The sequence below is a fragment of the Pseudomonas sp. LABIM340 genome, assembly GCF_040017195.2.
GTDB lineage: Bacteria > Pseudomonadota > Gammaproteobacteria > Pseudomonadales > Pseudomonadaceae > Pseudomonas.
This window is the reverse complement of sequence record NZ_CM200227.1, coordinates 777838-792028: the sequence shown is the minus strand read 5'-3', so window position 1 is coordinate 792028 and position 14191 is coordinate 777838. Positions and strand designations below refer to the sequence as shown.

Sequence of the window (14191 nt, the reverse complement as noted above, 5' to 3'; positions counted from 1 at the left end):
CATCACGCCACCTCCGCCTGCAGCAGGGCGATGTAGCGTGCCCGGTGGAAGGCCAGCGAACCCTGGCTGTTGAGCAGCACCATGGCGCGGCGCAGGAACAGGCCGATGTCGGCCTCGTCGGTGTAGCCGATGCCGCCGTGCAGCTGGATCGCCAGGCGGGTCACCAGCATGGCCGCTTCGGCGGCGCGCACCTTGGCGGTGGATACCAGGCGCTGCACCTGCGCGACCGGCGCGCCTTCGTCCAGCGCGGTGGCCGCTTCGCCGACGATGGCGCGGGCCAGTTCGATCTGCAGTTTCAGGTCGACCATGCGGTGCTGCAGCGACTGGAAGCTGCCGATCTCGCGGCCGAACTGGCGGCGCACGCCGAGATAGTCGCGGGTCTGTTCGAAGGCCGCATCCATCAGGCCGACCAGGTAGGCGGCGCAAGCCAGTGCCGACTCGTCGAGGGCAGCGGGCGCAGCTTCGACGAGTTGAGCGGGCGTGCCGTCGAAGCGCAGGCGCGCCAGGTGGCCGCCGTCCTGGGTTGGTTCCTGGTGAACGCTCAGCCCTTCGGCATTGCGCTGCACCAGCGCGAGGCCGGCGTTGCAGGCCACCAGCCACGCATCAGCGGCAGCACCCAGAGCGACGTGGGCGATCTCGCCGCGCAGTTGCCCATCGCGCAGTACCGGCAAGGCGGCGCCGGCTTCATAGCCGATGCCCGCGGGCAGGATCAGCCGCTCGCCGGCCAGCAGCGCATCGCGCTCGGCGGCGGGCAGCAAGGGCGCGACCAGGCTCGCCTCGATCAGCGGTTCGGGCAGCAGGCCGCGTCCGAGTTCTTCCAGCAGCGCGGTGTACTCGCCCATGCCCAGCCCACTGCCGCCCAGTTCTTCGGCCAGGCGCAGGCCCGGCCAGCCCATGGCGCAGACTTCGGCCCAGGCGTCGCGGTCGAGGCCCTGCGCCTGGAAGCGCAGGCGGCGCACCCGGCCCAGGTCGCCGCCACGCGGCACCAGGGAGGCGGCGCTGTCACGGATCATCCGCAGGCGCTCTTCGCGCTCCTCGGCCATCGCGGTGTTGTCGGTCATTTCGTCATTCCCGTGTCGGTTGAACAGTGCCGGCCGCAGCGGGCCGGTACTTGAAACTGCCGGTGGCGCTGGCGACCAGTTCGCCGGCCCCGTCGAAGATTTCCGCCGCGCAGAAGCACAGCGTGCGGGTCCGCCGCAGCACCCGGCCGACGGCGTTGATCTCGCCGCTGGTGCTGCCCATGAAGTGGGTGGCCATGTCGATGGTGACCATCGAGCAACCCGGCATCTGCGCGCGGATCGCCCCGGCCATGGCGGCATCGAGCACGCTCATCAGCACGCCGCCGTGGAAGCTGCCGATGTAGTTCATCAGCTCCGGGCGGTGAGGCAGGCGCACCCGCACCACGTCGCCATCGATCCAGCGCTCCAGGCCAAGGAACTCCTGGAAGGTGAAGCGGCCGCTGGGGAACATCTCCAGGCCACCCTCAGCAGGTGCAGCGGCGCGGGTCGAGGTGAGATCGGTCATCGAACGCTTTCCTCCGTGGCAGGCTGACCCACCGGGCGGGCCACGCCTTGTACCGCCGGGCGCGCGGGCGCTGCAGGTGCGGCATCCGGCTGCGGGCTGCGCGCCTCGCGGTTCGGGTCATACAGGCGGTTGGGGATCATCAGCGCAGGGATCAGGCCGGTGATGACGTAGGTGATGCCCATGACCAGGAAGCCCGCGCCGATGGACACGTGGGAGGCCAGCAGGCCGATGGCCGCCGGGGCCACCGCCGCGCCGATGCGGCCGAGGTTGTAGGAAGTGCCCACGGCGGCGCCGCGCACCTGGGTGGAGAAGCTCTCGGTCATGTAGGTGGCCAGCACGCCCACCGGTACGCCGTAGATGAAGCCGAACAGCGCGAGGATCCAGACGATGTTGTCCGGGGTGTGCCAGAACACGATCACCGGCATGAAGATCGCGGTGCCGATGGCGCCGGCGGCGAAGGTGGCGCGGCGGCCGAAGCGGTCCGAGGCGATCCCGGCGAGCACCTTGCCGAGGATCATCGCGGTGTAGGTGCCGACCATGTAGCCGGTCATGGACTTGAAGTTCATGCCCAGCTCGCTTTCCAGGTACGAGGGCATCCAGTTGTTGGTGCCGTAGTAGCCGAACAGCAGGAAGCACGAGGTGATGCTCCAGAGCACGAACATGCGGCGGGTGGACGGATCGACCAGCAATTGGCGCATGCCGCCGCTGGGCGCGCTCTGCTGGCGACTGCTGGCCTGCTGCGCGCGTTGCGCACGAGCCGCCAGCCAGGACGGCGACTCCGGCACCCAGGGCCGCAGCGCCAGGCAGATCAGCGCCGCGCCGATGGCGGTGAAGAACAGCGCGCGCCAGCCGTAGTCCGGGATGATCTGCCCGGCGAGGATGGTCGCCACCAGGTAGCCCACGGTCCAGCCGGCCTGCATGGTCGCCAGGATGGTAGTGCGGTACTTGGCGGTGACGAACTCGGACATCAGGATGTTGCAGGCCACGAACAGCGAGCCCAGGCCCAGCGAGGAAACGAAGCGGATCAGTGCGAAGGCCCAGTAGTTGTGCGCCAGGCCCAGCAGCGCGGTACCGACGGAGAACACCAGGATGGTCCAGGTCACCACGCGCACCCGGCCGAAGCGGTCGCACGCCCAGCCGCCGTAGATGCCGCCGATGGCCATGCCGGCCAGGGTGATGCTGCCCAGCGAGCCGGCCTCGAAGTTGGACAGGCCGAACTCGGCCTTGAGGCTGTTCAGGCTGTAGGCGAGGAACATCAGGTCGGCGCCATCGGCGAGCAGACCCAGGAAGCAGAAGAAGAAGGCGATCACCAGGGTCCGCCGCGGTATCGCGGCGCTCTGGGCCAAGCTGTCGGGTGCGTTCATTGTTGTTGTTCTCGCAGGTTGGTTGAGGTCGTCGTCGCGCTAGGCCCGCCCGGCTGGTTCTCCACCCTCCGGGGTCAGGCTTACGCGGCCGTTGTCCAGCACCACCACGTCGCGCTCGACGACGCGGGTGCGGAAGGAGCCGTCATTCCAGATTTCCGTACGCAGGGTTTCGCCGGGGAACACCGGTGCCGAGAAGCGCACCTGCAGGTGGGCGAAGCGCTCCGCGCGGTAGTCGGCGAAGCCGCGCAGCAGCGCATGGAAGGCCACGCCGAGGGTGCACAGGCCGTGCAGGATCGGCCGCGGGAAACCACCGCGAGCGGCCGCCGCGGGGCTGGCGTGGATCGGGTTGTCGTCGCCGTTGAGGCGGTAGTGCAGCGCCTGTTCCGGGCGTGTCGGCAAGTCGATGACCAGGTCCGGCGCCTGCTCGGGCAGACGGTGCGGCTGGCTGAGCGACTGACTGTCGCCGCCGAAGCCGCCGTCACCGCGCAGGAAAGTGGTGCCACGGGCAATCGCCAGCACCTCGCCGCTCTGCGCGTCGCTGACGACCTTCTCGCTGTAGAGCAGCGCGCCCTTGCCGGCTCCCTTGTCCACCAGACCGGTGACGCGGGTGCGGCCGATCACTTCGCCTTCCACCGGCAGCGGTTTCAGCCACTCGATACTTTGCTCGCCATGGACCAGGCGCAGCGCATCGACGCCGGTGTCCGGGTTGCCCAGCCAGAAGCCGGGATGGCCGAGCACCACGGCCATGCAGGGCAGCGCCTGGAGGTCGCGGTTGGCGTCGACGAAGGTCAGCTGGTGCTCATCCATCGGGTCGGCGCCGAGGCCCACCGACAGCGCGTAGAAAGCGCTGTCCTGGCGGCTGAAACGCTGCCGCACTTCGGGGATCGGGTAGTTCAGCAGGTGCTCAGGATTCAGCGCCATGGGCCACCTCCTCCACTTCCAGCACCGCATCGGCGGCCCACGCGCCCTGCCCCTCGGGCATGGCGAAGACCGGGTTGAGGTCGACCGAACGCAGGCGCGGACCGGCCTCGGCGGCGAACTGCGAGAGCTGCGCGAGCACCCGCGACAGCGCCTGGATGTCGGTCACCGGGCGACCCCGGGCGCCCAGCAGCAGCGGTGCGCCCTTGATGCTGCGGATCATCTGCTCGGCCTCGTCGACGCCGAACGGGCAGCGGCGGAACACCACGTCCTTGAGCACTTCGACGAAGATGCCGCCGAGACCGAACACGGCTACTGGTCCGAACTGCGGGTCGCGCTGGATACCCATGAAGCACTCCACGCCACCCTGCAGCTGACGGGCCACCAGCACGCCGTCGAGGCGGGCGTTCGGCGCATGTTCGGCAGCGCGTTGCAGCAGCAGATCGTAGCCTTCGCGCACGGCCTGGGAGCTGCTGACGTTGAGCAGCACGCCGCCGATTTCCGACTTGTGCAGGATGTCCGCCGAGGCGATTTTCAGCACCACCGGGAAGCCGATCTGCTCGGCGAAGGCGGCGGCTTCCGCCGCACTTTTCAGCACCCGCTCGGGCGCCGATTCGATACCGGCGCGCGCCAGCAATTGCTTGGCTTCGGCCTCACCGGGCGTGCTGGCCGGCAGCTCGACGCCGCCGGGCGCGGGAATCCTGCGCAGCGGGCGGGCGAAGGCTTCGCCCAACTGGCCCATGGCCTGGATGGCGCGCACCGCGCGGGTCGGGTCCTCGAACAGGGCGAAGCCGGCCTTCTGGTACGGCGCCAGCTCCTCGCCCTCGCCCATCACCGAGACCACGAACAGGCGGTCCGGGTGATCGACCTTGATCCGCGCGAACTGCTCGGCGAGGCGCGGGCCAATGGAGGCGGCGGTGCCGGCCTGGGTGAAGAAGGCGATCAGCGAGCGGTAGCCACCGTCCACCACCATGGACTCGGTGAAGTCGTGCACCAGGCTCAGGTCGTTGAGCGCCTGGGCGGTGCAGTCCACCGGGTTGAGTGGTGAGGCGTAGTGCAGGCGCTGCTTCAGGCGTGCCTGGGCCGCTTCGGGCATCGGCGGCATGGGCAGGCCGAAGTCCTCGGCGGCGTCGCTGACGATGATGCCGGCGCCACCGCTGACGGTGATCATCCCCAGGCTGTTGTTCACCGGGTAGATGCGCTGGGTGGCGAGGTAGGCGATGTCCACCAGCTCCTCGGTGGTGCGCGCGCGGACCACCGCGTAGTCGGCCAGCACCGCGTCGAGCACCTTGTCATCACCCGCCAGGGAGGCGGTGTGCGACATGGCCGCGCGGCCGCCCAGCTCGCTGCGCCCGACCTTGTGCAGGATCACCGGCTTGCCGGCGCGATGAGCCGCTTCGAGGGCGGCGAGGAAGCTGTCGACGTTGCGGATGGATTCGGCGTAGGCCATGACCACGTCGATCTCCGGCGACTCCACCAGCCAGCCGATGGCATCGCCCAGGGTGACGTCGGCTTCGTTGCCGGTGGCGACGCAGATCGGCGTGCCCAGCCCGCGCTGCCGCGACAGGCCGAGCAGGTGCGCCCCGTAGGCGCCGGACTGGGTGGCGATGCCGACCCGCCCGGCCAGCGGAATGCCGCGTTCCAGGCTGGTGGAGAAGAAGGCGTAGTAGCCCAGGTTGGCGTTGAACACGCCCAGCGCGTTCGGCCCCAGCAGGCGCATGTTCGCCGCGCGGGCGGCTTCGACGATAGCGTCCTGCATGGCCACGCCTTCCTCGCCGACTTCGCTGAAGCCGGAGGAGAACACGATGGCGCTGCGCGCGCCCTTGCGGCCCAGCGCCTGGACGGTCTCCAGCACCTGCGGCGCCGGCACCGCGATGATCGCCACGTCCGGCGCCTCGGGCAGCGCATCGACGCTGGCGTAGGCCGGCAGGCCCTGGATCTCGGTGCGGTTGGGGTTCACCGGCAGGATGCGCCCGCTGAAGCCGTTGCGCAGCATGTAGGCGATGGGGCGACCGCCGATGCGGTGCGGGTCGCTGGAGGCGCCGACCACGGCGACCGAGCGCGGCTGCACCAGGGGGGTGAGGCTGGAGAAACCGGTGTGTTGCAAGTGACTCACTGACATGACGTTCCACCTGAACAAAATGCGGGTGCCGGGAGCTTGTGTGCCGGCGCGAGGGCGAACGCGTCCACGGCGGGCTGCGGGAAGCAGCCACCGGGAGCGTTGTGCCCGAATGTCAAAGCACCGCTTGGGTGCCGAGCAGCGCGGTGACTTGGCTGGACAAGGTCCCGCCGTTGCCGTGCAGCAGTGCCACGTCGGCCTTCTTCAGCTGGCGCTCACCGGCCTGGCGGCGCAGCTGGGTGACCGCCTCGATGATCAGGAACATGCCGTACATGCCCGGATGCACACAGGACAGCCCGCCGCCGTTGGTGTTCACCGCCAGCTCGCCGCCGGGGGCGATGCGTCCGCCCTGGACGAAGCGGCCACCCTCGCCCTTCGGGCAGAAGCCGAGGTCTTCGAGGAACAGGATCGTATTGATGGTGAAGGCGTCGTAGACCATCACCAGGTCGATGTCCGCGTGCTGCACCCCGGCCATCTGCATGGCGCGCGGGCCGCTCTCGGAAGCGGCGGTGACGGTGAGGTCGGGCATGGCGACGATGGAGCGGTGCCACTGCGCGCCGGCGGCGCCGAGGAAGTAGATCGGCGCTTTGGGCAGGTCGCGCGCGCGGTCGGCACGCACCATCACGCAGGCGCCGCCGCCATCGGTGACCAGGCAGCAGTCGGCCTTGCTCAGCGGGTCGCTGACCATCCGTGCGGCGAGCACCTCATCGATGCTCAGCGGGCCACGGGCAAAGGCCTCGGGGTTCAGGTTGGCCCAACCGCGCGCCGCCACGGCCACTTCGGCCAGGTGCTCGCGGGTAGTGCCGTATTGATGCATGTGGCGGCTGGCAGCCAGGGCGTAGGCGGTGATCGGGTGGCGCGGCTGGTAGGGCGTCTCGTGCCACTGCGGCTCGCTCATCGACACCAGCTTGCCGCCGGCAGTGCGCTGATTGGAGCCGTAGCAGATCAGCGCCGCATCACACAGACCGGCTTCCAGGGCCAGGGTCGCCTGCAACAGGTGCAGCTCGAAGCTGGAGCCGCCGACGTTGGTGCCGTCGACGAATTTCGGCTTGATGCCGAGGTATTCGCAGACCGAGAGCGTCGGGAAGGCGTGGGAGCTGGTGGCCGAGAACACCGCGTCGATGTCCGAGAGCGCAAGCCCCGCGTCGGCGATGGCCTTCATCGAGGCCTGGCCGAGCAGTTCCATGGCGCTGTAGCCGTGGGCTTCGCCGATACCGGCGCTGCCGATGCCGACGATGGCGGTCTTGCCGCGCAGGACCTGGCTCATGACTGTGCCTCCGTCAGGGGTTCGAAGACGACGGCGGGGCCGCTGTCCTGCTGAGCGATGCGCGCCTTGAGACGGGTGCCGATTGGCAGACTGAGGTGACCTTCGATGCGCGACATCATGCGCACGCCTTCGTCGAGGTCGACCAGGGCGACGTTGTAGTCACCGCTGCGGGCGCGGTTGACGGTCAGGGCATAAAGGGTGCCCAGGCCACTGGCTGGGACCCATTCCAGGTCCGTTTCGCCGCTGCCGGGCACCTGGATGCGCGGGTAGAACACATGCCGGCCGGTGGAGGCACTGCGCTGCAACATGAAGCGCCCCTGGGCGAGGAAGGCAAGGTACTGCGCCTCTGGCCCTGGCATGTTGCGGTCGGGGAAATCCACCATTGAGGTTTCTCCTTTGTTCTTGTTCTGCCTTTGTTGCAAAGTGCGTTACCGCCCATGCCAAGCCAGCTTCACAGAAGCCGTTGCAGGCGTCGCAGGGTCAGAATACATTCACGATACTGAATGTCAATCAGAATACAGAATATGACCACTGAAAAGACCGTCGAAGAAGCCAGCAGCAAACGCACCGGCGGCGCCAAGGATGTCGGCGCCGTGGTGAACGCCATCCAGATCCTGCGCCACCTGGCCAACGCCGAAGGCCCCGAAGGCGCTACCGCCATCGCCCGCGCCACCGGCATCAGCCCGAGCACCACCTTCAATATCCTGCGCACACTGAGCAACGAACAGCTGACCTCGTTCGACAACGAGACCAAGACCTACCGCCTGGGCCTGGGCCTGTCGGAGCTGGCAGTGAGCTTCATCGGCCGCAGCTACGCCGACCTGATCCAGCCGGAGCTGGAGCGCCTGAGCACCAGCCACCACATCCTGATCACCCTGTGGCAGGTCACCGACGATGCGCACATCCGCGTGATCGCCGTGTCCGCGCCGACCGTGGCGCACGTCAACGTCGCCGTGGGCTCGCGCCTGCCGGAACTGGTGGGCGCCGCCGGGCGCTGCATCGCCGGGCTGCGCAACCTTCCGGAGGATGAGCTGCGACGTCGCCTGACTCGCGTACGCTGGGAGAATCCGCCGAGTTTCGAGGAGTACCGCAGCGACGCCGCCGCCGCTCTGGAGCGCGGCTGGGCCATCGACCAGGACCACCTGTATCGCGGCGTCAGCATGGTCGCCAGCGCAATCATCGACCACGACCGTCAGCCGCGCTTCATCATTTCCGGCATCGGCATCAGCGCCCAGCACGACCGCGAGAAGCTGGAGCAGATCGGCGCCAGCCTGCACGAGACGGCCCGCTTCATCAGCCGCTCGCTGTTCCCGCAGAGCTCCACCAGCCCGGCGAAATAACCTGAAGATCATTCATCATATGGAATGACATTCATGTGAATGGATGATTTCAACGGAAACGGCAGCCCCGGCGCGAAACCGCACAGCGGAACCCCGCGCGCCGGCGCCCGTGTCGCTGCATTCCCGATGCGACTGATGGCAGCGATATTCGCCGCCAGGGGCCCACAGCCGCGACTATCGCCGGTATCATGGCAAGTCTTGATGGAGTCCTGGCGGTGACCATCCCGCGGAGAACACCGTTCCCGCCGCACGCCCGAATCCCTTGCGATTCGGGCAGCCCGCCGCCAGAGCCCGCCAAACCTTCTGCCCGGATGTTCGCCGGCCTTGCATGGCTCGCGGCAGCCGCAGGTAATCCCATTGAATGAGGCAACCATGGAACAGAAAGACATCGATTGGGGCACGCTCGGATTCGATTACATCAAGACCGACTTCCGCTACATCTCCCACTGGCGCGATGGTCTGTGGGACGACGGCAAGCTGACCGAAGACAACACCCTGCATATCAGCGAGGGCTCCTCCGCCCTGCACTACGGCCAGCAGTGCTTCGAAGGCCTGAAGGCCTACCGCTGCAAGGACGGCTCGATCAACCTGTTCCGCCCGGACCAGAACGCCGCGCGCATGGCCCGCAGCTGCGCTCGCGTGCTGATGCCGCAGGTGTCCGAAGAGCAGTTCATCGAGGCCTGCAAGCAGGTCGTGCGCGCCAACGAGCGCTTCATCCCCCCGTACGGCTCCGGCGGCGCGCTGTACCTGCGCCCGTTCGTGATCGGCGTGGGCGACAACATCGGCGTGCGCCCGGCCCCGGAATTCATCTTCTCGGTGTTCTGCATCCCGGTCGGCGCCTACTTCAAGGGCGGCATGAAGCCGCATGACTTCGTGATCTCCACCTACGACCGCGCCGCGCCCAACGGCACCGGCGCCGCCAAGGTCGGCGGCAACTACGCTGCCAGCCTGATGCCGGGCGCCCAGGCCAAGAAAGAAGGCTTCGCCGACTGCATCTACCTCGACCCGGCCACCCACAGCCGCATCGAGGAAGTGGGCTCGGCCAACTTCTTCGCCATCACCCACGACAACGAGTTCGTCACCCCGCGCTCCAGCTCCGTACTGCCGGGCATCACCCGCCTGTCGCTGATGCAACTGGCCGAACAGCGCCTGGGCCTGAAAGTGGTCGAAGGCGACGTGCAGATCGACGACCTGGCCCGCTTCAAGGAAGCCGGCGCCTGCGGTACCGCGGCGGTGATCACCCCGATCGGCGGCATCCAGTACAAGGACAACCTGCACGTATTCTTCAGCCGCGAAGACGTCGGCCCGGTGACCCGTCGCCTCTACGAAGAGCTGACCGGCATCCAGAAGGGTGACGTGGAAGGCCCGGAAGGCTGGGTCGTCAAGGTCTGACCTGACCGCTTACCGAAAAACAGACGCCGCGCTACCGGAAGGTAGTGCGGCGTTTTTGTTTGGGCCGATAGAGGGGCTGCCCGCTGCTACGGATACTTCTACGCTCGGGCAGGCCCTCTCCCCCGCCCTCTCCCTGAAGGGAGAGGGTTTGGGAGAGGGAAAATCCTAGGCACGGACTTTCAGAAGAAGACAGTTTCTCCTACAGGAGACGCCGCCCCTTCCGTCAGGCGGGACTGGGCAGCGCCGGCTGGCACAGCAGCCAGTCATGCAACAGCGCCTGCAGCTCCTCGAACTTCACCGGCTTGGCCATGTAATCGCTCATCCCCGCAGCCAGGCAGCGCTCGCGGTCGCCGCTGTGGCTATGGGCGGTGATCGCCAGCACCGGCAGGTCGGCGCAACGCGGCAGCGTGCGGATCGCCCGGCAGGTGGCGAAGCCGTCCATCACCGGCATCTGGCAATCCAGCAGCACGGTGTCGATGGCTTCCCGACGCAGCAGCTCGATGGCTTCGGCGCCGTTGTCGGCCGTGCGCACGCGGTAACCGAGCTTGAGCAGCATGCCGCGGATCACCAGCTGGTTGATGGCGTTGTCCTCCACCACCAGCACGGTGCACTGGTCGGGACTGCGCAGCACCTGACCGCCCGCACGACGCGGCGGCGGCGCAATGCCCTGCACCGGCTGGCCGACCTGCAGCTCCAGGGCAAAGCGGCTGCCCTGCCCCGGCATGGATTCGTGGGTCAGGGTGCCACCCAGCAGCGCGACCAGCTTGCGGGTCAGCGCCAGGCCAATACCAAGGCCGCCGTACTCGCGGGTCAGCGATCCGTCGAGCTGGAAGAAGCGCTGGTACAACGCGCCATCCGGCGGCGTCGAGAAGCCGATGCCGCTGTCCTGCACCTCGATACGCAACGCCAGCCCTTCGCTGTTCGGCACACCGGCAACCCGCAGGTGCACGCCGCCCTGATGGGTGAACTTGATGGCGTTGTCGATCAGGTAGCCCAGCGCCTGGGTGAGCTTGCCGGCATCGCCCTCGAGGGTGTCGGGCAGGCTCTCGTCCAGCTGCAGGACGAAGCGCAGCCCGCGCTCTTCGGCACGCGGCGCGTACTGCGCGCGCAGACCGTCGCACAGGCCGCGCAGGCTGAACGGCTCGCGGCGCGGGTAAAGCTTGCCGGCCTGCAACTCGATCAGCGCGAGGATGTCGTTGACCATGCGCATCATGTCGCGCGCCGAGCCGGTGGCGGTCTTGTGGTACTGCGCCAGCTCGATGTCCATGGGCACCGTCTGCATCAGCTCCAGCGAACCGATCACCCCACTCATGGGAGTACGCAGTTCGTGGGTGACGGTGGCGAGGAATTCGTCCTTCAGGCGGTTACTGCTGGCCAGCTCCAGGTTCAGCTGCTCCAGTTTGCGGCTGGTTTCCTGGAGGATGCGCGTGCGCTCCTCCTTCATGGCATTGATGCGGTCCGCCAGCGCCAGGGACAGCAGGCCGACCTCCAGCGCCGAACCGATCTGGCTGGCGTACATGGTCAGGAAGATGTTGGGCAGGAAGCCCAGCACCATCAGCGTGTTGATGACCCCACCGAGCAGGAAGGCGCTCCAGGCGAAGATGAAGTAGCGCGCCACACGCATGCCGCGCAGCCAGGCGACGATACCGGCGGTGAAGATCACCACGGTAAAGGCCAGCGCCAGGTAGGTGGCCAGGCGCAGGGCGATGGCGTAGCTGACGGTCAGCGCCAGCACCATCACCAGTGCACCGACGCCCATCAGCACCCGCAGGATGCGGTCGATCCACAGGCTGTGCTCGCGGGTATGCAGGAAGCTGCGGGCGAACTGGCAGCCGAACAGGCCGGCCGAACCGATCAGGAAGGGCGTGGCGGCGTTGGCCCACCAGGGATTGTTCGGCCAGAAGTACTCGATGCCCGCACCGTTGACCGAGACCTGGTAGAAGCCGAACGAGGCTATATAAAGGATGTAATAGAGGTAGCTGGTGTCGCGGACGCTGAGGAAGATGAACAGGTTGTAGATCAGCATCACCAGCAGCACGCCGTAGATGATGCCCAGCACATAGATGCGCCCCGGCTGCTCTTCCAGGTAGGCCTTGGACGACCAGAGCGTCAACGGCGCCTGGATCGAGCCCTGGCTTTCCAGGCGCAGGTAGACGCGCAGCGGCTTGCCCGGCTCCAGCTTGAGGTCGAATAGGTAGTTGTTCTGGCGGATCGGCCGGCTGTCGAACGGCAGGGTATCGCCGGTGCGCTGGGCCAGCTTGAAGCCGCCCTGGCCGTCGGGCAGGTAGAGGTCGAGCTTGTCCAGCGGCGGGTAGGCCAGCTCCAGCAGCCAGTTGGCCGGGTCGCTCGAGGCCTTGGGCTGGTAGTCCAGGTCCAGGCGCAACCAGAACACCGAGCGCGAATAGCCGGCATTGAGCACGTCACGCTCATGGTGGCGGAAACTGGCAGCCAGCGCCGGCGAGCTGATCTCGGCGATATCGGCCGTGCCGCGCACGTCCTCGAAGACATCCATCGCCCGCCCCAGGGGCAGTTGCCCGACGTGCTCGTCGAAGCTGATGGCGCTCGCCACTGGCGAGAGGATGAGAAGGATCAGGAAGATCAGCCAGTGCCGCATGGTGCCCCGCAGTACCGCCGACAGCTGCGCCGGAGATCCCCATCCCCTGCTTTGGCGCGCCGTGGAGGCGTTGTGTTGGAATCGGCGAACTCTAGCACAGGCCTTGTGCCACGTGGCATTCGACCATCCGGGCAGGGCGCGGCCGGGCGATGCGCATTGGACCGTTCGGTCAGCTCAGCGCGGCGAATTGGTGATAAGCTCCCGCGCCATGAAAACACCTGCCTCCCGCCCAGTAGTGCTCTGCCTGTCCGGCCACGATCCCAGTGGCGGTGCCGGCCTGCAGGCCGATATCGAAGCCCTGATCGCCCAAGGCTGCCACGCGGCGCCGACCGTCACCGCGCTGACCGTTCAGGATACCGTCAACGTTTCCGACTTCCGCGTTCTCGACCGCGAGTGGGTGCTGGCCCAGGCCAACGCCGTGATCGCCGACCTGTCGGTGGCTGCGGTCAAGCTGGGCATGCTCGGCTCGGTGCAGATGGTCGACACGGTCGTGGAGATCATGCAGTCCCTGCCGGGCATCCCGCTGGTCTGCGACCCGGTGCTGCGCGCCGGTGGCGGCGGCTCGCTGGGCAAGGACGACGTCGGCTACGCCATGCGTGAACGCCTGCTGCCGATTGCCGCAGTGGCTACCCCGAACCTGCCCGAAGCGCGCATCCTCGCCGAACTGCCCGAGGGCACCGCGGACGAGTGCGCCGACAAGCTGCTGCCTTATATCCAGACCCTGCTGATCACCGGCGGCCATGGCGACGAGTCCGAGGTGCACAATCGACTGTATACCCGCGACGGCCAGCGCCACACCTTCACCTGCCAGCGCCTGCCCGGCAGCTACCACGGCTCGGGCTGCACCCTGGCGAGCACCCTCGCCGGCCGCCTGGCCCTGGGCGAGGAACTGGTGAGCGCGGTGCGCAGCGCCCTGGACTACACCTGGCGCACCCTGCGCGACGCGGAAGCACCCGGCCACGGCCAATACGTGCCGCGCCGCCTGCCGCTGGACTTCTGCAACTGATCTGATCGAGGCCTTGATGAAACTGCGCGGACTCTACGCCATCACCGACAGCCAGCTGCTCGACGGCGGCCGCCTGCTGCCCTACGTCGAAGCCGCCCTGAAGGGCGGCGCAAAACTGCTGCAGTACCGTGACAAATCCGACGATGCCTCGCGTCGCCTGCGCGAAGCCGAGGCCCTGCGCGAGCTTTGCGCACGCTACGGCGCCACGCTGCTGATCAACGATGACGCCGAGCTGGCCGCGCGCCTGGGCGTCAGCGTGCACCTGGGACAGACCGATGGCTCGCTGGCCGCCGCGCGCGCCCTGCTCGGCCGCGACGCGGTCATCGGCGGCACCTGCCACGCCAGCCTCGAGATGGCCGAGAAAGCCATCGCCGAGGGCGCCAGCTACGTCGCCTTCGGCCGCTTCTTCGCCTCCCAGACCAAACCCGGCGCCTCCGCCGCCAGCGTCGAACTGCTGGAACAGGCCAAGGCCCGCTTCAACGTGCCGCTGGTGGCCATCGGCGGCGTTACCCTGGATAACGCGCCCGAGCTGATCGCCCGCGGCGCCGACATGATCGCCGTGATCCACGCCCTGTTCGCCGCCGACTCTCCGGCCGAAGTCGAACAGCGTGCGCGCGCCTTCAGCCAACTCTTCGAAACCCGCTGAG

At 67.9% G+C, this 14191-nt stretch carries 12 protein-coding genes; 4 read left to right on the top strand and 8 right to left on the bottom strand.

Going from position 1 to position 14191, the window contains the following annotated elements:
- Window positions 1–2: 2 nt before the first annotated feature.
- The 7 genes from ABKS89_RS03900 to ABKS89_RS03870 all read right to left on the bottom strand — a co-directional run bounded on the left by ABKS89_RS03900 (window position 3) and on the right by ABKS89_RS03870 (window position 7575).
- Window positions 3–1061, bottom strand: coding sequence for an acyl-CoA dehydrogenase family protein (locus tag ABKS89_RS03900; RefSeq protein ID WP_348589702.1), 1059 nt, complete (start codon window positions 1059–1061; stop codon window positions 3–5).
- Between the two features lie 4 nt (window positions 1062–1065).
- Window positions 1066–1470: a PaaI family thioesterase gene (locus ABKS89_RS03895; protein ID WP_348589790.1), complete on the bottom strand. Its 405-nt coding sequence runs from the start codon at window positions 1468–1470 to the stop codon at window positions 1066–1068.
- A 50-nt stretch (window positions 1471–1520) separates the two neighbouring features.
- Entirely contained in the window at window positions 1521–2888 is a 1368-nt protein-coding gene (locus ABKS89_RS03890; protein ID WP_151189319.1) for an MFS transporter, read from the bottom strand.
- A 39-nt stretch (window positions 2889–2927) separates the two neighbouring features.
- Window positions 2928–3809, bottom strand: a complete 882-nt coding sequence (locus ABKS89_RS03885; protein WP_081518147.1) for a MaoC/PaaZ C-terminal domain-containing protein — start codon at window positions 3807–3809, stop codon at window positions 2928–2930.
- On the bottom strand, window positions 3793–5928 hold the full coding sequence (locus tag ABKS89_RS03880) for an acetate--CoA ligase family protein (RefSeq protein WP_192224575.1): 2136 nt from the start codon (window positions 5926–5928) through the stop codon (window positions 3793–3795). Before ABKS89_RS03880 ends, ABKS89_RS03885 begins: the two co-directional genes overlap by 17 nt.
- Before the next feature lie 112 nt (window positions 5929–6040).
- Window positions 6041–7192 carry a thiolase family protein gene (locus ABKS89_RS03875; protein WP_348589703.1) on the bottom strand — a complete coding sequence of 384 codons (1152 nt, stop codon included), beginning with the start codon at window positions 7190–7192 and terminating at the stop codon, window positions 6041–6043.
- Window positions 7189–7575: a Zn-ribbon domain-containing OB-fold protein gene (locus tag ABKS89_RS03870; RefSeq protein WP_348589704.1), complete on the bottom strand. Its 387-nt coding sequence runs from the start codon at window positions 7573–7575 to the stop codon at window positions 7189–7191. Before ABKS89_RS03870 ends, ABKS89_RS03875 begins: the two co-directional genes overlap by 4 nt.
- 141 nt (window positions 7576–7716) lie before the next feature.
- Between ABKS89_RS03870 and ABKS89_RS03865 the strand changes: the two genes are divergently transcribed.
- Together ABKS89_RS03865 and ABKS89_RS03860 are read left to right on the top strand one after the other, a co-directional pair.
- The gene (locus ABKS89_RS03865) at window positions 7717–8532 is read left to right on the top strand and encodes an IclR family transcriptional regulator (RefSeq protein ID WP_348589706.1); all 816 of its coding nucleotides are present in this window, start codon (window positions 7717–7719) and stop codon (window positions 8530–8532) included.
- Window positions 8533–8904: 372 nt separating this feature from the next.
- Window positions 8905–9924 (top strand): branched-chain amino acid aminotransferase, encoded by a 1020-nt coding sequence (locus tag ABKS89_RS03860; RefSeq protein ID WP_192404775.1) that lies wholly within the window; start codon window positions 8905–8907, stop codon window positions 9922–9924.
- 223 nt (window positions 9925–10147) lie between these two features.
- Here the strand turns inward: ABKS89_RS03860 and ABKS89_RS03855 are convergent, their stop codons facing one another.
- Window positions 10148–12538, bottom strand: coding sequence for a hybrid sensor histidine kinase/response regulator (locus ABKS89_RS03855; RefSeq protein WP_348589707.1), 2391 nt, complete (start codon window positions 12536–12538; stop codon window positions 10148–10150).
- A gap of 208 nt (window positions 12539–12746) precedes the next feature.
- Here ABKS89_RS03855 and ABKS89_RS03850 point away from each other — a divergent pair, with 208 nt between their 5' ends.
- A complete protein-coding gene (locus ABKS89_RS03850; RefSeq protein ID WP_138216938.1) occupies window positions 12747–13544 on the top strand; it encodes a hydroxymethylpyrimidine/phosphomethylpyrimidine kinase in 798 nt (265 codons plus the stop codon).
- Window positions 13545–13560: 16 nt separating this feature from the next.
- The gene (gene thiE / locus ABKS89_RS03845; protein WP_348589708.1) at window positions 13561–14190 is read left to right on the top strand and encodes a thiamine phosphate synthase; all 630 of its coding nucleotides are present in this window, start codon (window positions 13561–13563) and stop codon (window positions 14188–14190) included.
- The last annotated feature ends 1 nt before the right edge of the window (window position 14191 follow it).

Excerpts from the sequence above, each read along its gene's own strand:
- ABKS89_RS03855 (WP_348589707.1), bottom strand. The coding sequence starts at position 12,538 with ATGCGGCACTGGCTGATCTTCCTGATCCTTCTCATCCTCTCGCCAGTG.
- ABKS89_RS03850 (WP_138216938.1), top strand. The coding sequence starts at position 12,747 with ATGAAAACACCTGCCTCCCGCCCAGTAGTGCTCTGCCTGTCCGGCCAC.
- ABKS89_RS03880 (WP_192224575.1), bottom strand. The coding sequence starts at position 5,928 with ATGTCAGTGAGTCACTTGCAACACACCGGTTTCTCCAGCCTCACCCCC.
- ABKS89_RS03875 (WP_348589703.1), bottom strand. The coding sequence starts at position 7,192 with ATGAGCCAGGTCCTGCGCGGCAAGACCGCCATCGTCGGCATCGGCAGC.
- ABKS89_RS03865 (WP_348589706.1), top strand. The coding sequence starts at position 7,717 with ATGACCACTGAAAAGACCGTCGAAGAAGCCAGCAGCAAACGCACCGGC.
- ABKS89_RS03900 (WP_348589702.1), bottom strand. The coding sequence starts at position 1,061 with ATGACCGACAACACCGCGATGGCCGAGGAGCGCGAAGAGCGCCTGCGG.
- ABKS89_RS03870 (WP_348589704.1), bottom strand. The coding sequence starts at position 7,575 with ATGGTGGATTTCCCCGACCGCAACATGCCAGGGCCAGAGGCGCAGTAC.
- ABKS89_RS03895 (WP_348589790.1), bottom strand. The coding sequence starts at position 1,470 with ATGTTCCCCAGCGGCCGCTTCACCTTCCAGGAGTTCCTTGGCCTGGAG.
- ABKS89_RS03860 (WP_192404775.1), top strand. The coding sequence starts at position 8,905 with ATGGAACAGAAAGACATCGATTGGGGCACGCTCGGATTCGATTACATC.
- thiE (WP_348589708.1), top strand. The coding sequence starts at position 13,561 with ATGAAACTGCGCGGACTCTACGCCATCACCGACAGCCAGCTGCTCGAC.
- ABKS89_RS03885 (WP_081518147.1), bottom strand. The coding sequence starts at position 3,809 with ATGGCGCTGAATCCTGAGCACCTGCTGAACTACCCGATCCCCGAAGTG.
- ABKS89_RS03890 (WP_151189319.1), bottom strand. The coding sequence starts at position 2,888 with ATGAACGCACCCGACAGCTTGGCCCAGAGCGCCGCGATACCGCGGCGG.